Annotated in this window: 14 protein-coding genes; 5 read left to right on the top strand and 9 right to left on the bottom strand. The window is 56.6% G+C overall.

The features are described 5' to 3' along the window. Positions 1-50: 50 nt before the first annotated feature. From U869_RS0111935 to U869_RS0111925, 3 genes are all read right to left on the bottom strand, one after another. The gene (locus U869_RS0111935; protein WP_025119998.1) at positions 51-1,427 is read right to left on the bottom strand and encodes a DUF3999 family protein; all 1,377 of its coding nucleotides are present in this window, start codon (positions 1,425-1,427) and stop codon (positions 51-53) included. Further along, positions 1,424-4,177, bottom strand: coding sequence for a DUF2339 domain-containing protein (locus tag U869_RS0111930; protein ID WP_025119999.1), 2,754 nt, complete (start codon positions 4,175-4,177; stop codon positions 1,424-1,426). The genes U869_RS0111935 and U869_RS0111930 overlap by 4 nt, the downstream gene beginning before the upstream one ends. 104 nt (positions 4,178-4,281) lie before the next feature. Then, positions 4,282-5,739 (bottom strand): EmmdR/YeeO family multidrug/toxin efflux MATE transporter, encoded by a 1,458-nt coding sequence (locus U869_RS0111925; protein WP_025120000.1) that lies wholly within the window; start codon positions 5,737-5,739, stop codon positions 4,282-4,284. 205 nt (positions 5,740-5,944) lie between these two features. On the opposite strand from U869_RS0111925, the gene U869_RS0111920 reads away from it, so the two are divergent. Beyond that, positions 5,945-6,598 carry a Qnr family pentapeptide repeat protein gene (locus tag U869_RS0111920; RefSeq protein WP_025120001.1) on the top strand — a complete coding sequence of 218 codons (654 nt, stop codon included), beginning with the start codon at positions 5,945-5,947 and terminating at the stop codon, positions 6,596-6,598. A 119-nt stretch (positions 6,599-6,717) separates the two neighbouring features. Beyond that, positions 6,718-7,353 carry a glutathione transferase gene (gene yfcF, locus U869_RS0111915; RefSeq protein ID WP_025120002.1) on the top strand — a complete coding sequence of 212 codons (636 nt, stop codon included), beginning with the start codon at positions 6,718-6,720 and terminating at the stop codon, positions 7,351-7,353. Positions 7,354-7,466: 113 nt separating this feature from the next. Here the strand turns inward: yfcF and U869_RS0111910 are convergent, their stop codons facing one another. Then, positions 7,467-8,921 carry an NAD-dependent succinate-semialdehyde dehydrogenase gene (locus U869_RS0111910; RefSeq protein ID WP_025120003.1) on the bottom strand — a complete coding sequence of 485 codons (1,455 nt, stop codon included), beginning with the start codon at positions 8,919-8,921 and terminating at the stop codon, positions 7,467-7,469. 12 nt (positions 8,922-8,933) lie between these two features. Beyond that, the gene (locus tag U869_RS0111905) at positions 8,934-10,199 is read right to left on the bottom strand and encodes a 4-aminobutyrate--2-oxoglutarate transaminase (RefSeq protein ID WP_025120004.1); all 1,266 of its coding nucleotides are present in this window, start codon (positions 10,197-10,199) and stop codon (positions 8,934-8,936) included. Positions 10,200-10,319: 120 nt separating this feature from the next. Here U869_RS0111905 and U869_RS0111900 point away from each other — a divergent pair, with 120 nt between their 5' ends. Then, complete coding sequence (locus U869_RS0111900) at positions 10,320-11,795, top strand: PLP-dependent aminotransferase family protein (RefSeq protein WP_025120005.1); 1,476 nt, start codon at positions 10,320-10,322, stop codon at positions 11,793-11,795. Positions 11,796-11,922: 127 nt separating this feature from the next. Here the strand turns inward: U869_RS0111900 and U869_RS0111895 are convergent, their stop codons facing one another. The 3 genes from U869_RS0111895 to U869_RS0111880 form a co-directional block, all read right to left on the bottom strand. Next, positions 11,923-13,263: an APC family permease gene (locus U869_RS0111895; protein ID WP_025120006.1), complete on the bottom strand. Its 1,341-nt coding sequence runs from the start codon at positions 13,261-13,263 to the stop codon at positions 11,923-11,925. Positions 13,264-13,519: 256 nt separating this feature from the next. After that, the gene (locus U869_RS0111885) at positions 13,520-15,226 is read right to left on the bottom strand and encodes an amidohydrolase (protein WP_025120007.1); all 1,707 of its coding nucleotides are present in this window, start codon (positions 15,224-15,226) and stop codon (positions 13,520-13,522) included. A 63-nt stretch (positions 15,227-15,289) separates the two neighbouring features. Next, the gene (locus tag U869_RS0111880) at positions 15,290-16,909 is read right to left on the bottom strand and encodes an ABC-F family ATP-binding cassette domain-containing protein (protein ID WP_025120008.1); all 1,620 of its coding nucleotides are present in this window, start codon (positions 16,907-16,909) and stop codon (positions 15,290-15,292) included. A gap of 278 nt (positions 16,910-17,187) precedes the next feature. On the opposite strand from U869_RS0111880, the gene U869_RS0111875 reads away from it, so the two are divergent. Then, positions 17,188-19,209 carry an NADPH-dependent 2,4-dienoyl-CoA reductase gene (locus tag U869_RS0111875; RefSeq protein ID WP_025120009.1) on the top strand — a complete coding sequence of 674 codons (2,022 nt, stop codon included), beginning with the start codon at positions 17,188-17,190 and terminating at the stop codon, positions 19,207-19,209. A gap of 74 nt (positions 19,210-19,283) precedes the next feature. Here the strand turns inward: U869_RS0111875 and rlmG are convergent, their stop codons facing one another. Beyond that, on the bottom strand, positions 19,284-20,423 hold the full coding sequence (rlmG, locus tag U869_RS0111870) for a 23S rRNA (guanine(1835)-N(2))-methyltransferase RlmG (RefSeq protein ID WP_025120010.1): 1,140 nt from the start codon (positions 20,421-20,423) through the stop codon (positions 19,284-19,286). 149 nt (positions 20,424-20,572) lie between these two features. Between rlmG and U869_RS0111865 the strand changes: the two genes are divergently transcribed. After that, positions 20,573-21,079: a M48 family metallopeptidase gene (locus U869_RS0111865; RefSeq protein WP_025120011.1), complete on the top strand. Its 507-nt coding sequence runs from the start codon at positions 20,573-20,575 to the stop codon at positions 21,077-21,079. Positions 21,080-21,140: the final 61 nt, after the last annotated feature.

The following is a 21,140-nucleotide window of genomic DNA, read 5'->3' as shown; positions in this document are numbered from 1 at the left end:
AAACCGCGTCACCCCTTGTCTTTCATCTCACCAACCAGCAATCACTCAGCTTATTGCGGCTTCTGCTGCACCTCTTTCCACAGCTTCAACGCCAATAGCACCAAGCCGCCCGCCCCCAGCACCAGCAGGAGCCAAAGCAGGCCCTTCTTCCACATGCTGGCCTCTTCTGCGGCATCTACCGCGCTCAAGCGTTCGGTGCCACCCAGCGTGACCTGGGATTGCAACCCGGCTTCTGGCAACGCATCGGCATCCACCGTTTTACGCAATTCGGCCGGGATCAGACTATCCAAAGGGATCGCCTGAGGCTGTGCCGCTTTATTGCCCCACGTCAGCAGGAATGGCGAGCTTCCCTGGGCGTTGAATATCAAGGTTTGGCTATCACGCTGTGCCGAGACTTCTGGCAGCGAATCGCCCCATTGCTGGTTGATACCTTTCAAGCGGATACCTTGAACCAACAAGCCATTCAGTGGGATGGGTTCAGCGTTACGCCCATTCACCGAGAACACCACCTGCTTGGTCAGCGGGTGCCAGGTATCATTCGCCGCGCTGCGGTAATCGATTTCCAGTGGTAATACCGTATTCTCCTGCGTTGGGCGAATGCTGATATTGTTCAAGGGCTGAGGATTCGGCCAGCTATATTCAGCTTCGCTGGGTGAAATAGCTTTTTGCTTGAAGGTCAGACCGATCCTCTGCTGCTGGGTGTATCGGGAAGACACCATCCCCTGCGCAGACTGGAGTTTCAGATCAGGGGCCGTTTTGGCATCGTTGAATACCAACAGTAGATAACGAGGCTTGGAATAATCGTCAACATCGATGGTATCCAACAACACCCGATCGCTGCCGGAGGCCAGATCCATCAAAGGTACATCCTCGGCGCTAGTCGACCAGTCTTTTAGATCGCTGCTATGGAACAGGCTAACGCGGGTCTGCCAATTATCCGGCAGCCGGTCCCAAACTAGTTTCAACTGGGTCAGGCGGGGATAGTTGCCCTCATGCTGCGGGATTTCCAGCAGATAGGTTTTACCCATTGGCTTGTCGCTATCTACCGGCAAGGTCACTTCGACACCACCAGCGGATTTTAACGAAATGACCTGCTGCTCCTGATTGGTGACCTTTTTGCCATTCATCGGGAACATGCGCAGAGGGAAAGTCTGGCTATTCTCCTGGGTAGTGACATTCGCGGTCAGCGCAAAAGGTACGGCCTGCCCTTGATTGTTGAACACCCGCACATCGCGCATATCCGGCCAAACGCTCTCGGTATACACCGCCTCAGGTAGTTCAATACGGAAAAACGGTTCGTTGACTTCAGTGGCTAACGTCATACCGTAGGCAAAATCTTGCGGTTTCTCTGCCATCGATTCCGCATTGACCGCGCCGGCCAGACAAAGCGAGCCCAGCAGCAACCAGTTATTCAGTTTTACTTTCATACATTCCCTCGTTCGCTTGCCACAGTTGGCTCCTTACCGCGCACCGCTTTGGGTGGCAATGGGGAAAAATATCCCACGATCAACACCAGTATCGCCACGCCGATAAACGAGATGGCCCGAGCCAGCCCGCCACCTCTGGCGCTATCAACCAGTATCAGCTTAACAATGACGATACCTAGCAATGCCGCGCCGCCAAACCACACCTCACGCTGTCCACGGCGGGTTGACCACACCATGACGATCAGTGCTATCAGCATCCACAGTAAAGCGAAGGTCGTCTGCACCAGACGTGAACCCCAGAGCGTATCGGCCCGCCAGGCAATATCGGCGTAATAAGACAGCGCCCGGAGGATTAACCCGTTGCCCCACCAGAACAGGACGGCAAGGGTAAATAACGGTAACGCCTGTTTCAGTAATGCGGCAAATTGCGGGTATTCCCGCCGGGCAAACAGCCCCAGAGTCACCAGGGCCAACAGTGCAAAACCAGCGCCCTCTTCCAACGGGTTCAACAGCGGCAAATAACGCCAGCCGATGCTGACACCATCAAACACGTTGCCTACCAGCAACAGCAACAGAGCCAACACGGCCAATGGGGCCATGGCAATCGCACCATACAGCTGACGATGCTCGGCGAACGGCCAGTATCCTTTACGCAGCGCGCCATGCGTAGCCAAAATGATCAGGGAGAGGAAGCCCATTTGCAGGCCCAGTCGCCACTCATCCATGCCCCACGGCAAGCGCATCGTGCGCCAGAAGACTTCATAACCCAGCGCAAACACCACCATCCAGAACAGCGAGAGGTGTAATCCTTGCTGCAAGCGCAGTAACGGCAGGGAGCTCGCTTCGCGCTTGAGCAGCCAGTACGCCACAGGCAAGGCCAGCAACCAGACCAGGTTCGGCCAACCGAAGTACCATAAAGAACCCATATCGGCCAGTTGGAATAACAGCAAGGCCAGCATGCCCGGCCATAGCAGCCAAATGCTATAACGCAGTTCGAGCCAGGCCAGCCGTTGTGCCACCCAACGCCACAGCACGACGGATAGCGTCAACAAGGCCAGTGCCAGGAAGGCCCCTTGGCCATCGCGAAGCGGCAATCTGCCGGCAAAACCAAGTAGGCAGACCAACCAGAGCAGGATCCCGCCAGCCAGCAGGCCACGGCTGACAACCTGCCGGAATGCAGCATCGGCCACGATTTCGCGCCAGAGGAATGCTGCCGCAAGCCAGGTTAATGCCAACACGGCAAACACCAAGGTGAAGGAAAGCGTCGTCATGCCCGCGCCAAGGGCTACCAAGGCGGAAGCCAAGGCTAGTACCAGCAAGCCAGAACCGCTGAGGCTCATGCGGATTTGTTGTTGCTGACGACCAAGCCAAAGAATGCCCAGCCCTTCCAGCGCCCAGGCCATTGAGGTCCACTCTGCGGACAGCGCCAGAGGGATCGCCAACGTAGTGAACACTCCGCCCAGTGCCAAGCCGGAAACCGCCAACATGCGGCCCAGAGAGGGGTAACGCTTCAAGGCAGCCCAGGCAAGTAACAGGTAAGCCAAACCGAAACCCAGCGCCGAAAACGCTGGGCCAAATTCCCACTGGCGGGTGATCAGATACTGCATACCAAAACCGATTAACGGTGGGCCAAACAGGAGCGCACCATCGATGATCTTCTCACCAGGCAGTTGCGCACGTAACGTCAGGGCCAGACAGAGCACACCAAAAATCACGATGTTGGCAATCAGGAACAGCTGGCAACCCAGGTAGTATTCCGGTAGGTAGTTGTTTACCCCCCATAGCCCGGCAACGCCAAAGGAAAAGACAAAACCCAACAGGTTAAGTGGCCGCCACGGCTGCCAGACGCTGATCGCCAGAATGCCCAGCGAAAGCAGCAGGTAATAGGAGAACAGAGCGATATAACTGCCACCACCGGTAGAAAGCAGCAGCGGTGAAAGATAGCCGCCAATGCTGGCAAGCATCGCCAGGCTGAGGGCACGTTGCAATACGGCCAGCCCCACGCTGGCGGCGCAGATCACCAGCATCAGGCCAAATGCCAACATATGTGGCAACAGCTGATAAAGCCGGAAGGCACCAAACACGGTGATATAGAGCGCGCCGACCGCTCCCCCTTGCAGGATCAGGGCATACATCGTCTGCTTAACACGCAGCCGCCAGCCAAACCACAGCAAAACCCCACTCGCCACTGCCGCACCCATTAGCCTGAACTCAATAGGCAACATGTCGCGTTCGACGGTGTATTTCATCAGGTAGGCCAAGCCGAAGAACAGTAACAACACCCCCAGCTTCGCCAGTGGGTTGCCTTGCATAAACCAGCTAACCAGCCCGCTGAGCAGGTCGTTTTTCGGTTCTTTTGGTTTATCAATAACAGGCTTGGCCACCGGTGGCCGAGGGAGGGTGGCTGCTGGTACGGCAGGCTGCAAGGGAACTGTAACCGATGGAGGTACAGCGATGTCAGCAACGGGTTTAACGGCAGACTGTTGTGCCGCATGTGCCGCAAAGTCATGCGTTTGCTTCGCCACCACTGGTTGCACCACGGGCTCAGGCGTCGGCGTCGGCCGCGATCTCCCGGTTTCAACGAACCGCAGGTCATCCACCTGTTTTTGCAACTGGGTGATGGTGAGTGTGAGTTGTGCAATCTCTCGCTGGTTGCGATTGCCACGGCCGAGCGATATCACCACCGCAATGGGTAATACCACCAGACACAACAACAACGCCAGACCCGCGATAAACAACAATCCGTCCATGGTGCAGCCTTTAGCTCATTTATCGTGGCATCAGTCTTACACCAAAACATAACCGCCGACAATGGATTGATACAGTAGGCCCGGCTCAGGCTGATAAAATACCGTTAGCTTGGCGGCTGTTCTGTGATTGACTCAGGCTGGTTTTTTCTGAGCCGTGGATACTTCCAGAGCCAGCGCCCGCTGACCATACGCCAGTAGAAGAAGACGCCACGTACGGCCCAGTCCATAAACATCCCCATCCAGACACCCACCACGCCCATACCCAGCACGATGCCCAGGAAATAACCGGCGACGACCCGGCAGCCCCACATGCCCAGCATCGTCACCCACATGGCAAAACGAACATCGCGTGCGCCCTTCAACCCGGCAGGTAACACCCAGGACGCGGCCCAGATCGGCATAAACGCGGCGTTAAGCCAAATCAGGATTTTGATGACTTCTTTAACGTCGTCTTCCTGGGTATAAAACGAGGCAAACAGCCCGGCAAAGGGAGCGGTTCCCCAGGCAATCGCCGTCAGGCCAATCGTTGCCAGCCAGAAGATATGCTTCATCTGCCGCTCAGCCTGGGCAATCTGCCCTTTCCCCAGACGCCTGCCGACAATAATGGTCGATGCAGAGCCCAAAGCATTGCCTGGCAGGTTAATCAATGCCGCAATAGAGAAAGCGATAAAGTTCCCGGCGATGACGTTGGTGCCCATGCCAGCCACGAACATCTGTGTCAGCAGTTTACCGGCGTTGAACAGCACCGATTCGATGCTGGCTGGGATACCAATCCCTAACACCTCACGCAGGATGCTGCCGTTGAGCGGCGTAAAATAGCTTTTGAGCGTAATACGCAGCGCCGGATTAAAGCCCACCGCCAGCACAGCAATAATAGCGATCGCACCAATATAGCGGGCAATGGTCAGCCCCAGGCCTGCACCGACAAAACCCAGCCCACCCCAGCCCAAAGCACCATAAATCAGTATGCTGCTGATGATGATATTGAGGATATTCATGCCACCGTTGATCAGCAGAGGGATCTTGGTATTGCCAGCCCCACGCAGCGCACCGCTACCAATCAGGGCGATTGCGGCTGCCGGGTAGCTCCAGACGGTAGTTTGCAGATAAGAGAGCGCCAGCGCTTTTACCTCAGGCGTGGCTTCGCCGGCGATCACATTAATGATCTGCTCCCCGGCCAGATGGATGCCGATCGCCAGCCCCAATGCCAACACGGTCATTAACACCAGCGACTGGCGGGCCGCCGCCCGCGCCCGCTTGCGATCGCGGGTGCCAAGGCTAAAGGCCACCACGACCGTTGTCCCCAGATCCACCGCCGCGAAAAAGGCCATGATGACCATATTGAAGCTGTCAGCCAGACCGACACCGGCCATCGACTCTTTGCCGAGCCAGCTTACCAGGAAAGTGCTGAGCACCCCCATCAGCAACACGCAGGTGTTCTCTAGAAAGATCGGTACCGCCAGTGGCGTGACCTCACGCCAAAAAAGCACGCGATAGCTTTTTCGCTTGGCATACCAATGCGTCTTGACAACGCGTTGGCGCAGTAGCCCGTTTAGGTTCAAGGTTGGCCTGCAGAAAGGAAGTGAAACGTCGTTTCAAATGATGGTTGATTAACTCTTATTCTGCAAGGTTTTCTTGCCAATCAAATCAACACAATGGCAACAAAGTGTTTATCGATCCGCTCGGCAAAACCCCACATTTGTCATTCCATTCTCCCCCCTGCTCCGGTACTATCGCGATAAGCTGTATAAAAAAACAGGTAAAAATATGCAACCCTTACTGCTGCAATCTACCAGGATCGCGCGCGATCAATTCCGTGGTGAAACCATCACCAACGGCAAGTTCCTCAACTGTGATTTCTCCGGCACCGACCTCACCGATAGCCAGTTTATCGGCTGCGTTTTCTACGATGAAGAAACCCAGCTTGGCTGCAACTTCAGCCGGGCGACATTGAAGGACGCCAGCTTTAAAAGTTGCGATCTGTCGCTGGCCGATTTCAGAAATACCCAGGCCCTCGGCCTGGAAATCCGCGAATGCAAAGCACAGGGGGCTGATTTTCGGGGTGCCAGCTTTATGAACATGATTTCGCAACGCAGCTATTTTTGCAGCGCCTTCATCATCAAAAGCAATCTGAGCTACAGCAACTTCTCCAAGGTAGTATTGGAGAAATGTGAACTGTGGGAGAACCGCTGGAGTGGCGCTAACGTGCTGGGTGCCAGCTTTATTGGCTCCGATCTGTCCGGCGGGGAGTTCCATCAGTTTGACTGGCGGGCCGCCACCTTCAACCACTGTAATCTGACCGGCGCAGAGTTGGGGGACATGAATATCTGCCAGGTAGATCTGGAGGGCGTACAGTTGGATAGCCAACAGATCGTTGGGTTAATCGATCGGTTGGGGATAATCCTGGTCAGCGACTCCTGATTGCCAGCCATCATCACTGTGCCTAATACGCAATTACGATTAATCATCGGCCATCGCCTTGATTTTATTGTGTTGCTCGCCAATGATTGGCAATACCCTTCTCATACTCAAGGATCCGTATGACCTCACCAGCGACCATTCTCTACACTGACGCCGACTTTTTCAGCCCGTATGCCATGTCAGCCTTCGTTGCACTCACAGAGAAAGGCATGCCGTTTACCATCAAGCCGGTGGATCTCTCACTGGGGGAACAGCAAAGTCAGGCTTACGGCAGCTTATCGTTAACGCTCCGAGTACCGACATTGGTGATAGGAGGCTTCCAGCTTTCCGAGTCCTCGGCCATTGAGGAATATTTGGAAGAGCTTCACCCCGCTCATCCGCTCTATCCGCGTGATATTAAACAACGCGCCAAAGCCCGTGAGATCCAGGCTTGGCTACGTAGCGATCTGTTGCCGCTGCGGGCCGAACGCCCAACGGAGGTGATTTTTAGTGCCGGTAAATTTGCCCCACTGAGTGCAGACGCCCAACGGGCAGCCAAAAAGCTGCTGACTGCGGTGGAAAAGTTGCTGAGCCACGGTCAGGATCATCTGTTCCAGGAGTGGTGCATCGCCGATACCGATCTGGCCTTGATGCTTAACCGGCTGGTCATGCACGGCGATCCGGTGCCGGAGAATATTCGCCACTATGCACAAAAACAGTGGCAACGCCCTTCGGTGCAGGCATGGTTGGCATTACCAGAGAAAATGCGCGGTTAAAAAAACCGGCGGCCACGACGCCGCCGTTCTCAACGGTGAGAAACATCACTTCTTGCTCGGAGGAAACGCTCCCCGCCAGCACAGGCCGCCGGAGAGCGTTCAGGTCTTGAGGGTTAATAGCTCACATCAATGCACAGATATTTCATTTCCAGATACTCTTCGATCCCATAGCGCGACCCTTCACGCCCCAGTCCCGACTGTTTGATACCGCCGAAAGGCGCCACCTCGTTGGAGATCAAACCGGTATTGATGCCCACCATGCCGTATTCCAACGCTTCTGGCACCCGCCACTGACGCGCCGCATTTTGGGTAAACAGATAGGCTGCCAGGCCAAACTCGGTATCGTTGGCCATCGCGATGGCTTCCGCTTCGTCATGGAAACGGAACAGCGGTGCGACCGGGCCGAAGGTCTCTTCTTTGGCAAAGCGCATTTGTTGAGTCACCCCGGTAACCACCGTCGGTTGGAAGAAGGTACGGCCCAGCGCATGCGGTTGCCCACCGGTGGCGATTTGCGCCCCTTTAATCAGCGCATCATCAATGTGGCTCTGTACCTTCTCTATCGCGGCCTCATCGATCAGCGGCCCCTGAGTGGTCCCTTCCTGGGTGCCATCACCGACCTTCAACTGTTCAACGGCGGCCACCAGCTTATCAACCAGGCGATCGTAGATACCGTCCTGCACGTAGATGCGGTTGGCACAAACGCAAGTCTGGCCGCTGTTGCGGAATTTGGAGGCCATGATCCCGGCAACAGCCGCGTCCAGATTGGCATCGTCAAACACGATCACCGGCGCGTTACCGCCCAGTTCCAGCGAAAGCTTCTTAATGGTTGGCGCACATTGGGCCATCAGGATCCGCCCAACTTCGGTCGATCCGGTAAAGCTCAGCTTGCGTACTACCGGGCTGTCGCACAGCACTTTACCGACCTGTGCCGCCTCGCCGGTCACTACTTGCAGTACACCAGCGGGAATACCGGCATCCTGCGCCAGTTTGGCCAGAGCCAATGCCGTCAGTGGCGTCTGCTCTGCCGGTTTGACGATCATGGTGCAACCTGCAGCCAGCGCGGGAGCGGCCTTACGGGTGATCATCGCCGCCGGGAAGTTCCATGGCGTGATCGCCGCACAGACACCGATCGGCTGCTTCACCACTACCAGGCGCTGTGAAGCCTGCGGTGCCTGTAACACGGCACCATCGACACGTTTGGCCTCTTCGGCAAACCAGGTAATAAACGAGGCGGCGTAGGCTACTTCGCCACGCGCTTCCGCCAGCGATTTACCCTGCTCGGCGGTCATCAACTGCGCCAGATCTTCCTGGGCCGCCATGATCTTATCGGCCCAGGCAAGTAACAACACGGAACGTTGCTTGGCGGTTTGTTGCTTCCAGCCGATTTGTGCTTGCTGCGCAGCGTTAATCGCCTGCTGGGTCTCTTCTGCACTAACCAAAGGCACCGTTGTCAGCTCAACACCGTTGGCCGGATTGATCACGGCCTCACGTTTACCGCTACGGGCATCGCACCACTCACCGTTAATCAGGCATTGGCTACGCAGCAGATCGGGGTTTTGCAGTTTCATGGGTATTGCTCCTTATTGGGCCAACGCGCGGGAAAGGATTGCCAGCGCCTGGTTAAACTGGGCATCAGGAATGGTCAGCGGGTACAGGAAACGGATCACGTTACCGTTCACCCCACAACTGAGCAACAACAGTCCTTCTTCCTGGGCTTTTTGCTGTACCTGACGGGTAAACTCCGACGACGGTTTGCCAGTTGCCGGGTCGTTAAACTCTACTGCTACCATGGAACCCAGCGCGCGAATATCGACAATCGCCGGGCAGTGGCTGCGTGCCTGTTGCAACACTTCCACCAAATGTTGCCCCAAACGCTGTGAGCGCTGGCACAGTTGTTCTTCTTCAATCACATCCAGTACCGCCAGCGCGGCGGCAACGGCTAATGGGTTACCGGCGTAAGTACCACCAAGGCCACCAGGAGCCGGAGCATCCATCACTTCAGCACGGCCCGCCACGGCAGACAACGGCATGCCACCGGCCAGGCTTTTCGCCATGGTGATCAGGTCCGGCTTCACCGTATAGTGATCCATTGCAAACAGCTTGCCGGTTCGGGCAAAGCCGGTCTGTACTTCATCGGCAATCAGCAGGATGCCATGTTGGTCGCACAGCGAACGCAGCGCCTGCATGAACTCTGCTGGGGCAACGTTAAAGCCCCCTTCACCCTGTACCGGCTCCAGCACTATCGCGGCAACCTGCTTGGGATCGATATCGGCCTTAAAGATGCGCTCCAGGCTGTTCATGGCATCTTCGGTGCTGACGCCATACAGCGCATTCGGATATTGGCCGTGGTACACCGAACCAGGGAACGGGCCAAAGCCCAGCTTGTAAGGGGCCACTTTACCGGTCAACGCCATGGTCATGTAAGTACGGCCATGGAAACCGCCGCCGAAGGTGATCAAACCTGGGCGCCCGGTATAAGCGCGGGCAATCTTCACCGCGTTCTCTACCGCTTCTGCGCCAGTGGTGAAGAAGGCGGTTTTACAGTCACCTTCGATCGGCGCACGCTGGTTGATGCGTTCTGCCAGCGAGATATAGCTTTCATAGGGGACAATCTGGTAAGCCGTATGGGTAAACGCCTGAAGCTGTTTCTCTATCGCGGCGATCACTTTGGGATGGCGATGGCCGGTATTGAGCACAGCAATGCCCGAGGCGAAGTCGATCACCTCATTGCCTTCCACATCCCACAAGGTGGCATTCTCTGCACGTTCGGCGTAAAAACCACACATCACGCCAATCCCTCTTGGGGTAGCGGCCAGACGACGTTGATTCAGTTCTGCGTTTTTCATGCTGTTCTCTCCGGGCGGGACCAGTTGTCGGTTTTGTTCACAAACGTGAAACATTACGTGTATTTACACCTGATGTGGCCCTATAATCGAGTGCCAGTTACGATTAATTGAGGGATCCAATTGCGCTCATTAAGTGGTGACCTGCTGCTGCAACGCCTCGGCGAGCAGCCCGATGATAAACTGCACAAGCGGTTATACAATGCCATTCGTACCAGTATTCTGGACGGCAGCCTCCCCCCTTCCAGCCGCCTGTTGGCATCACGCGATCTGGCGCATGAGTTGGGTCTCTCACGTAATACGGTTTTAACCGTTTATGAACAATTGCTGGCGGAAGGATATGTGTTTTCACGCCAGGGAAGTGGAACCTTCGTCGCAGAAACGGTACCCGATAGCTGCTTGTCCACCACCAGCCAGCCGATAAGCGGCAACGGCGAACCGCGGCGGGCCGAGCTGTCGCAACGTGGTACCACGCTACTGCAACACGCCAGCGCCAGTCCCAAACAGTGGGGAGCCTTTATCCCCGGCGTTCCCGACGTGAATGCTTTCCCGCATCATATCTTCAGCAAACTCCAGGCTCGTATCAGCCGCCGCCCGACCTCGCAACGTTTAACCTACAGCAATCAGGGCGGTAGCCCAGAGTTGCGGCATGCGTTGGTGGACTACCTGCGGGTATCGCGCTCGGTACGTTGCTCGCCGGAACAGATCCTGATTACCGAAGGCATTCATCAGGCGATCGATCTGGTCACCCGTATGTTGTGCAATCCGGGCGATGACGCCTGGATCGAGGAGCCCGGTTATTGGGGGATCCGCAATATCCTGCGCATGAACGACGTCAATATCTGCCCATGGGCGGTAGATGAAGCCGGGATGGTGCCACCAGAGCAACCGGCGGCATTGCCACGGCTGATTTTTGTCACTCCCTCACACCAATACCCGTTGGGATCGGTAATGAGCCTGGCACGGCGGCAACGGCTGTTGGCCTTGGCCCGTGCCGCTGGCGGTTGGATTGTGGAGGATGATTATGACAGTGAATTCCGCTTCTCTGGCCAGCCGATCCCCGCCTTGCAGGGGCTAGAAGCCGATGCGCCAGTGATCTACATCGGCACCTTCAGCAAAACGCTCTACCCGGCCCTGCGGTTGGGCTATGTGGTGTTGCCCAAGCCACTGGTGGACGAGTTGAAAACGGCTCACGCCGAGCTTTATCGTGGTGGCCATCTGATCATTCAGGCCGCGCTGGCGCAGTTTATTCAGGAAGGTCACTATACGGCGCACATTCGGCGCATGCGGTTGCTGTATGCCAAACGCCGCGGGTTCCTCACCGCATTAATTGAACAGCATCTGGGTAAGCAGGCATTAAGCGAGTTCAACAGCAACGCCGGGCTGCACCTGGTGCTCAACCTGCCGGATGATGCCGATGATGTCGCCATCGCCGCTGCGGCCAATGAACGTGGGGTGTTGGTGCGGGCGTTATCGCGTTACTACATGCTGCCCAACGCGCGGCGCGGGCTATTGATGGGCTTTGCCTGCGTGCCCGAGGAGCAGATGGCAGCGGCGTTTAATGTGTTGTTGGAATGTATTGTGGCCCCCTCACCCTAACCCTCTCCCACAGGGAGAGGGTTAGGGTGAGGGGGCCACAAATTGACTTCCGTGCTTGACCCCAGCCCCCTCACCCCAACCCTCTCCTTTTTGGGGAGAGGGTTGGGGTGAGGGGGCTGCGAACTCATCAATCCAGCAGATGAGAAATATCATCCTGGGTGGCCGGTGGATCCTGACGCATCCCCTTGGTCAGCCACAGCAGATAAATAAAGCCGACAAACATCCAGGCAAAGCCCACCTTCAGCGCTTCAGGATCCAGGTTGAACCACAGCCACACCGACATGCCAAAACCAATCAGCGGCAGCAGACCGTATTTGAACATCGCGTTCAGCCCACGGCGTTTCTGGTTAATCAGGAAATGTTTGATCACGCTGAGGTTAACGAAGGTGAACGCCCCCAGTGCGCCAAAGCTGATCATCGATACCACCATGCTCAAATCCATCCACAACGCCAGCAGAGAGATGATGGCGACAAACACAATCGCGCGCCACGGGGTGCGGAAACGCGGATGGAGGTGGAAGAACACTTTGCGCGGCAGCACGCCCTCACGCCCCATGGCGTAGAAGATACGTGAGACGCCAGTTTGTGCCGACATGGAAGAGGCATATACCCCGGTGAGGTAAGTGGCCATAAAGAAGTTGTACATCCACTTGCCGCCCACGTGCTCGGAGATAATCAGGCTGGCTGTGTCCTGATGCGGGATCAGCGCTTGCCAATCGGGATAGGCCAGATGCGCCGCGTAGGAGACGGCAACAAAGATGGCACCGGCACAGATCACGGTGATCAGGATCGCGCGCGGCAGCGTGCGCTTGGCGTCAGCGGCCTCTTCGGCCATGGTTGCAATGGCGTCAAAACCCAGGAAGGCCAGACATAGCACCGCAGCCCCGGCGATCAAGCCAGAAAAGTCACCGGCATCCACCAGCAGCGGTTTCATCATTGATGCCGGGCTAAGATCGGCCTCGCTGAACGCCAAGACGATAAACAGTACGATAAATACCATCTGCAAGGCGATCAGCGTGAAGTTCACCGAGCTCAGCAGGCGCACCCCGAGAATATTCAGCGCGCTGACGCTGGCGATGGAACCAAGAATAAACACGTAAGCAGGGATCGACGGGAATGCCTCGTGCAAGAAGATACCTAAAACCAGATAGTTAAGCATCGGCAGGAACAGATAATCGAGGATCTGCGCCCAACCTACCAGGAAACCGGTTTTCCCCCCAAAGCTGCGCTGTACGTACGAATAGGCCGAACCTGCCAGCGGCATGGCGTTGGTCATCCGGCAATAGCTCAGGGCGGTAAACAGGATGGTCACGATGGTAACCAGATAAGCGATGGGCAAGTGGCCCTTGCTTAACACGGTAACCTGACCGTAGGTGGTAAATACGCCCAGTGGCACCATATAGGCAAGGCCAAACGCGACCAGGGCGGGGGTTTTAAGAACTCGTTGCAACCGAATATTTTGCGGCATTACCGTATCATCTCCTGGCACAGCTCAGCGCTATTTAGGGCCAATCCCAATAGGCTATTTTATTCGCTGCGGACAAAAACAAGGGGACGGATTCTGGCACAAGAAAGGCTGCCGGGGAAGCTAACAATCGGCTTTCAAGCAACTAGGTGGCGATAGGTAAAAAACTGGATCGCAACCCGTTGCTTTATTGTTTCTTTAATCAGTAAAGCGGTAAAAAACGGGCGCAGCATGCTGCGCCCCTACTTTGGGATCCTGATCAGGACTGGTAGCTAATCTTCCCGCCGACCAAAGTACGCTCGATACGGGTTTGGTACAGTTTCTCTGCCGGTTGCTCAAACAGATTATGGTGCAGGACAATCGCGTCGGCAAATTTCCCCACTTCCAGCGAGCCAATGTACTGCTCTTTGGCAATCATATAGGCCGCATCGATGGTGGCTGCGCGCAGCGTTTCGATCAGGGTCAGATCGCGATCGTTGTCCAGACGTGGACCGGCAGGATTGCCTTCGCTATCCCAGGCGCGGCGAGTCATACCGACCTGTAGGTTATACCACTCATCCAGGCGATCGATCGGCCAGTCGCTGCCATAGGCCAGGCGCGCACCGGCATCCAGGAAGCGGGCCGCAGGCTCCAGATGCGGGAAGCGTGCCTCACCCAACATCTCGCGCTCTTCATCGATCAGCACGCCCGGTAAACCGGCCCACTGGAACGACAGCACCGCGGTAGCCTCCAATGAAGCAAAACGCGCATATTGGTGCGGCGCAACCAGTTCGTTATGTGCCAACCCTGGGCGGATATCCTTGCCAGGGCAGGCCGCACGCATCAGTTCAACCGCATCCAGCACCTGCTCAATCGCCCCGTCACCTACCGTATGGGTATGCGGGTGCAGGCCAGCGCGGCCACACTCGACAATCAGTGCGTTCAGCACCGGCGTGGTGAAGTAGAGATCGCCATAGCGCTCACCCTTGGCCTCGCCATGATGCTCGCGGTAAGGCTCTAACAGCGCCGCCGTCATGGTCGGTGGCTGCAAAACGCCATCCACAAACAGCTTGAGATGGCCAACCGAGATCCCGGCCTGCGGCGTCCACTCTTGCTTGCTCCACTGTTCGGCAAAGGCGACGATTTCCTGTACCGCACGGGCAGCATCTTCCGGCCCCTGCACGCTATCTGGGGTCACTTCTTTGGCACCCAAGACGCGCAGTGTCAGCTCACCGCGACCGCGCAATACCGCGAAAGCTTCAAGCTGTTCCGCAAACACGCGGGTATCCATCACCGTGGTGACGCCCTGCTCATGCAACACCTGTTGCACATGAGCCGCCACCTGCACGTTCTGTTCTGCCGTGCCGGAAGGAATGCTGTCGAAGGCACGCATCGCCGGAGCATCTTCCAGGATGCCGGTCAGTTGACCATTGGCATCGCGAGCGATTTTGCCATCTGGCGGCACAGGCGTATTTTCATCAATACCCAGCATCTCCAGCGCACGGCTGTTGGCCGCGAGCGTGTGGCAGTCATTAGCGAACAGTGCCACCGGGCGGCGTGTGTTGAGAGAGTCCAACAGTGCACGGCTCATGTCCGCGCCGACTGGGATCATTGCCTGACGCTGCCAGGCACGTACCGTCAACCATTCGTCATCGCCAGCCGGATATTTATCCAGATGGTTCTGAATGTGCTGCAAGGTCTGCTCGGCCGTCAGCGCCGCATAGTGCAAGCTACAGCCCTTGAGCTGTTTGCCGCCCCAGAACGGGTGCATATGGCTATCGATCAGGCCCGGCATCATCATTTTGCCGTGCAAGTCGATGCGTTCGGTGGTGGGTGTTGCCAGCGCAAGCACCTGCTCATCAGTCCCTACCGCAAGAATGTATCCCTGCCCTATCGCCAACGCGCTACAAACACGGCTTTCCGCATCGGCGGTGAAGATAGTGCCGTTGTAATAAATTACCTCGGCTGCTGTTGCCACTGGAGTCATAGTCATTGTCTCAAACCTAACAAAATTGCCCTAAGTATACCTAAAACTCCCCCGCTTCGCCCCTCAGGTAGCCTGAAAGCACCAACCCTGCGCAGTCCAGGCCAAACGATGGGTCAAGCGTAGCGCCTGCAAGAAGTCCTCATCGTGCGATACCACCAACATCGCTCCAGGGAATTCCGCCAAAGCCGCCTCAATCGCCTGCGCAGAGGCCAGATCCAAATGGTTGGTCGGTTCATCGAGCAACAAGAGTTGCGCAGGCTCCCGCCGCCACAGCACGCAGGCCAGCGCTGCTTTCAACCGCTCTCCGCCGCTCAATGCCGCCAAGGGCAGTTGTACCCGCTCAGCATTCAGTTGCAACTGAGCCAGTTGGCTACGTAACGCTCCTTCGGCCAGCGGGGTATCCTGTAAACCCAGATGTTCGACCACCGAGCACGTCAGGTCGAGCTGGGTAAGGTTTTGATCGAGATAGGCCAGCGATACCGAGCAATAGCAATGACCCGCGGCCGCCGCCAGTTGCCCCAGGATCACCTTCAGCAACGTAGATTTACCACAACCGTTCGGGCCGGTGATGGCAACACGCATCGGACCATCCATCCGCCAATCGAGCGGCGGCAAGGAGATAAACGGCAGTTGCAGCCGCTCCAGCACCAACACCTGCTTACCTGCCGCCACCGTGCTACCCGGTAAGGTCAACATCACCGGGTTATCTTCCTCTACCCGCTCCCGAGCCTCGCGCACCGCCTCATTCAGCGTGTTCTTTTGCCCCTGATGCTGTTTACGCAGGGTGCCCATGGTGTCGCGGGCAGCTCCCTTGAGGGCAACTTTCTCAAAAGAAGCGATACTCAGCGAGTCGACGGTTCTCAGCGTACGGGCGGAATGGCGCTGATAGTTATCATGCTCTCTTTGCTGGCGGGCACGGACGCGGCGTCTTTCCAGCGCGGCATGCTCCAGTTGGGCACGTGCCGCCTGTTGCTCTTGCTCACGCTGACGGTGGTAATCATGATAATTGCCGCCATAGCTGCGCAGTGCATCGGGGGTCAGTTCAACAATCCGCTGCATGCGTGCCAGCAGTTGCCGATCGTGGCTGGCAATCAACAGACCGCCATGCCACTGTGCCAGTTGCTGATACAGCCATTCACGACCGGTGGTATCGAGATGGTTGGTCGGTTCATCCAGCAACAGGAAGTCTGCCCCCGTCAGTAACGCGCCACACAGTGCCGCACGCATCCGTTCACCGCCACTCAGATCGCTGGCTGGCCGCAGCGGATCAAAAGCGGGCAATCCCGCCGCCACAAAGGCGGCGCTCAGGCGATCTGCCAGATCCCATTGACCTTCAAGACGATCGATGTCGTTTAGCTGAGGATAGCCCTGCTCAAGGCGAGCCTGGGCAGCAAAAACCTCGCCGTAGCCCAACAATTCCGCCAACGTAGTTTGCTCAGCGATATGCGGCTGCTGCGCCACATAGGCACACGAGGCATGAGTCTCAATATGCCCTGACGCGGGTTGATCCAAGCCGGCAATCAGACGTAGCAGGCGGGTTTTCCCCACGCCGTTACGCCCCACCAAGCCGCAGTGCAGCTGTTCAACGGCCAGGTTAAGCGGGCCAAACAGCGTTTCGCCATTGGCAAACTGACAGATTAATTGATGTAACACGAAATAAGGGGACTGCGCAAAATGAGCCATAAGCACTCCTGAATGAAATCAAAACATCCCCATACGGCACAGGCGTGCGCGCTATAGGGCCAGATATCAGCAGGTGTGGTTGTTCATTTTCGGTAATGGCTCCGCAAAGAGAAAAGAGTAAAGCGAGCAGATGGTAGCCGATCTTTTATCCCGATTGCAAACATGAGGTCTATCACATTCAGCACATCCTCGTTTCCCAAGTGCGGCGACAACGGCTAGATTTATCTCATCCGACCACTTCAAGGTCGTCTATAACTATAAATATTTTGGAGACTGCAATGAGCGCTTACCCCAACCTGCTTGCGCCGCTGGATCTTGGCTTCACCACCCTGAAAAATCGGGTGCTGATGGGCTCGATGCATACCGGCCTGGAAGAACTGCCCAATGGCCCGGAGCGTATGGCGGCATTCTATGCCGAGCGGGCCGCTGCCGGTGTTGCTCTTATCGTCACTGGCGGTATCGCCCCCAATGAAAAAGGCGTGGTCTATCGCGGAGCATCGGTGCTGAACCAGCCACAACAGGTGGCCCATCACCAAATCGTGACCGATGCAGTCCATCAGGCCGGGGGCAAAATTGCCCTGCAAATCTTGCATACCGGGCGCTATAGCTATCAGCCACGGCCAGTGGCCCCTTCGGCGCTACAGGCACCGATCAACCCGTTCAGTCCGGCGGAGCTCACCTCGCAAGAAGTCGAACAAACCATTGCCGATTTCGCCAACTGTGCGGCATTGGCACAGCAGGCGGGCTACGACGGCGTAGAGGTCATGGGGTCTGAAGGCTATCTGATTAACCAATTCCTGGTGTCGCGCACCAATCAGCGTACCGATCAATGGGGCGGCAGTTTCAGCAACCGCATGCGTTTCGCCGTGGAAATTGTGCGAGCGGTACGCCAGGCGACCGGCCCGGAATTTATTCTGATCTACCGCCTATCGATGCTGGATCTGGTGGAAGACGGCTCCAGTTGGCAGGAGATCGAGCAACTGGCGCTGGCGATCGAACAGGCTGGTGCAACGCTGATCAACACCGGGATCGGCTGGCACGAAGCCCGTATTCCCACCATTGCCACTATGGTGCCACGCGCCGGATTCAGTTGGGTAACACGCAAACTGATGGGGAAAGTGAAGATCCCACTGATCACCACCAACCGCATCAACGATCCTACGGTAGCCGAGCAGGTGTTGGCCGACGGCTGTGCCGATATGGTCTCCATGGCGCGCCCCTTCCTGGCGGACGCCGCATTCGTGCAAAAAGCCGCCGAAGGCCGCGCCGACGAAATCAACACCTGCATCGGCTGTAACCAGGCCTGCCTGGATCAGATTTTTGATCATAAGCTGACCTCCTGCCTGGTGAATCCTCGCGCCTGCCGCGAAAGCGAAATGCCATTCACCACTACGGCAACGCCTAAAAAGCTGGCCGTGGTGGGTGCAGGGCCTGCCGGGTTGGCGTTTGCCACTACCGCCGCTAGCCGTGGGCATCAGGTGACGTTGTTTGACGCTGCCGAGCAGATCGGCGGCCAGTTCAATATCGCCAAGCAAATCCCCGGCAAGGAAGAATTTCACCAGACGTTACGCTACTTTCGCCGCCAACTGGCGCTCAATGAAGTGGAGCTGAAACTGGGCCAGCAGGTCAATCCACAGGATCTCGCTGATTTCGATGAGGTGATCCTCGCCTGCGGCATCGTGCCACGCCTGCCAGCCATTGTGGGCATCGAACACGCCAAGGTGATGAACTATCTGGATGTGCTAAGAGATAAAAAACCGGTTGGCCAGCGGGTCGCCATCATCGGGGCCGGCGGGATTGGCTTCGACGTAGCCGAATACCTCAGTCAGCATGGCACCTCCAGCAGTCTGGATCCGGCCGCGTTTAATCGCGAATGGGGCATCGATCCGCAGCTTAACGAGCGTGGTGGGTTGAGTGCCCAAGGGCCGGAGGTCGCACCATCGCCGCGCCAGATTTTCCTATTACAGCGCAAAACCAGCAAGGTGGGTGAAGGTCTGGGTAAAACCACCGGTTGGATCCATCGTACCAGCCTGACGGTGCGCGGCGTGAAGATGCTCAATAGCGTGAACTATCAACGCATTGACGACGAAGGTCTGCATATCCTGCGCGCCGAGCAGGAGAGCTGTTTGCCGGTAGATACGGTGGTGATCTGTGCCGGGCAGGAACCGCGCCGTGAATTGCAGCAACCGCTGCTGGAGATGGGAAAAACGGTACATCTGATTGGCGGTGCCGATGTGGCCGTCGAACTGGATGCCCGCCGCGCTATCGATCAGGGCACGCGGCTGGCAATGGCACTGTAATTATCTAGAAGGGCGCAGCATGTGAACTGACCCCAAGAGGTTGGGCGTATGCATTACACGCTACGCCCTCCGACTTAATACCGAGCGCCAGACTTGACCGCTTTGAGGATCAAGAACTTCTGGTTGGAAGCCACCGTGGTGCAGTTGCCAAACAAACGTCTCAGCTTCTGGTAGTAATCCAGATGGCGGTTGCCCACGATCCATAGCTCACCACCCACTTGCAGGCAGCGCTTGGCGTCGCAGAACATCTGCCAGGCGGTGTGATCGGTGATCGCATGCTGCTGGTGGAACGGTGGGTTGCACAATACGGCCTGCACGCTTTCACGCTCAATGCCCGCCAGTGAGTTGTTCACTTCAAACTGACAGCGATCCATATCCTGCGGCAGATTGTGTGCCACGTTCAGTTCGCTGGAAGCCACCGCCATATAAGACTCATCGACGAAGGTCATCTGTGCCAATGGGTTCTGCACCAAGGCACGCATACCGATAATGCCGTTGCCACAGCCGAGGTCGACAATATGCCCCTGCAACTCTTTCGGCAGGTGCTCCAGGAACAAACGTGCACCAATATCCAGGCCACTACGTGAGAACACGTTGGCGTGGTTGTGGATCAGCCAATCGGTATCATCCAGCAACCAGTCGGTGGTTTCCGGCGCGGCCGGTGGCACGATGTCGGCAACCTGGCAATAAATCAGACGCGCCTTTTTCCAGGCCAGGCTGGTGCGGGTCGGGCCAAGCACTCGCTCAAACACCTGCATGGTCGAGGTATGCACATCACGCGCTTTAGCACCGGCCACGATCAACGTATCGGGGGCGACTACGTCACGCAGGGCACGCAGTTGCTGCTCCAGCAACGCCAACGCTTTCGGGATGCGGATCAGAACGACCGCCGGGTTAGCTGGCAATTCTGCCAGGCTGTCTTGCAGTGTAACCTGTTCAACATCGAGTTCATTGAGCTTGAGGTTGTGGCGGGTCGCCAACTGGCTCATGTAAGAATCGCTGATGCTGTAAGGCTTATGGCCGTGCAGTGCACATACCAGCGTGCCAAAGTTGTCGTTGAAAATCAGCACCGGGCGTTCGCCGATGTCGACATTGTCCAACTGTTGCAGCAGATATTCGTCCGCCGCTTCCCACGCCTGCAACTGGGTGGCTTCTTCCTGTTGGGGATAACGCTCCAGCTCAAGTTGCTGTGTTCCCAGATCGAGTTGGCTCATTGCCCCTCCTGAATGATAAATTTGGGCTGTTTATCCCCTAAAAACGCTCCACAGTAAAATGTTTTTTGGGATTAATTGCCCTTTAGCGGATTTGTACAACAAAACGTCATACAATGCTCGCCCCGGTTTACCACTGAATACTGAATAACATGTCCGAACTGAGCTACCTGCAAGGCTACCCCGATCATCTGCAAATCCAGGTGCAACAACTCATCCAGCAACAGCGGCTGGGCGAGGTTTTGCTACAGCGCTATCCACAGGTGCACGGCTGCACGACCGACAAGTCGCTCTATCAGTTTACCGTCGATCTGAAAAATCAGTACCTACGCAATGCGCAACCGCTGAGCAAAGTGGCCTACGACAGCAAGATCCAGGTGATGAAGCACGCCTTGGGCCTGCACACCGCCATTTCCCGGGTACAGGGTGGCAAGCTGAAGGCCAAGGCCGAAATCCGCGTAGCGACGGTATTTAAAAACGCCCCGGAACCTTTCCTGCGCATGATCGTGGTCCACGAACTGGCGCATCTGAAAGAGAAAGACCACAACAAGGCGTTCTACAGCCTGTGCTGCCATATGGAACCCAGCTATCACCAGTTGGAGTTTGATACCCGCCTGTATCTGACCCATCTTTCCTTGTTTGGTGAACTCTATGAATAGTCAGCATTTTTAAGCAAATATTCGCCTATCCTTTGCGGCGTGATAATCTGGTTCCCTAAGC

It is taken from the genome of Serratia sp. H1w, assembly GCF_000633355.1.
GTDB lineage: Bacteria > Pseudomonadota > Gammaproteobacteria > Enterobacterales > Enterobacteriaceae > Chania.
This window is presented reverse-complemented; position numbering and strand designations above follow the sequence as displayed.

Bases quoted from the DNA above. Each gene is read 5' to 3' on its own strand.
- U869_RS0111865 (WP_025120011.1), top strand. From the start codon at position 20,573: ATGTCCGAACTGAGCTACCTGCAAGGCTACCCCGATCATCTGCAAATC.
- U869_RS0111920 (WP_025120001.1), top strand. From the start codon at position 5,945: ATGCAACCCTTACTGCTGCAATCTACCAGGATCGCGCGCGATCAATTC.
- U869_RS0111885 (WP_025120007.1), bottom strand. From the start codon at position 15,226: ATGACTCCAGTGGCAACAGCAGCCGAGGTAATTTATTACAACGGCACT.
- rlmG (WP_025120010.1), bottom strand. From the start codon at position 20,423: ATGAGCCAACTCGATCTGGGAACACAGCAACTTGAGCTGGAGCGTTAT.
- U869_RS0111930 (WP_025119999.1), bottom strand. From the start codon at position 4,177: ATGGACGGATTGTTGTTTATCGCGGGTCTGGCGTTGTTGTTGTGTCTG.
- U869_RS0111935 (WP_025119998.1), bottom strand. From the start codon at position 1,427: ATGAAAGTAAAACTGAATAACTGGTTGCTGCTGGGCTCGCTTTGTCTG.
- U869_RS0111910 (WP_025120003.1), bottom strand. From the start codon at position 8,921: ATGAAACTGCAAAACCCCGATCTGCTGCGTAGCCAATGCCTGATTAAC.
- U869_RS0111905 (WP_025120004.1), bottom strand. From the start codon at position 10,199: ATGAAAAACGCAGAACTGAATCAACGTCGTCTGGCCGCTACCCCAAGA.
- U869_RS0111895 (WP_025120006.1), bottom strand. From the start codon at position 13,263: ATGCCGCAAAATATTCGGTTGCAACGAGTTCTTAAAACCCCCGCCCTG.
- U869_RS0111880 (WP_025120008.1), bottom strand. From the start codon at position 16,909: ATGGCTCATTTTGCGCAGTCCCCTTATTTCGTGTTACATCAATTAATC.
- U869_RS0111875 (WP_025120009.1), top strand. From the start codon at position 17,188: ATGAGCGCTTACCCCAACCTGCTTGCGCCGCTGGATCTTGGCTTCACC.
- yfcF (WP_025120002.1), top strand. From the start codon at position 6,718: ATGACCTCACCAGCGACCATTCTCTACACTGACGCCGACTTTTTCAGC.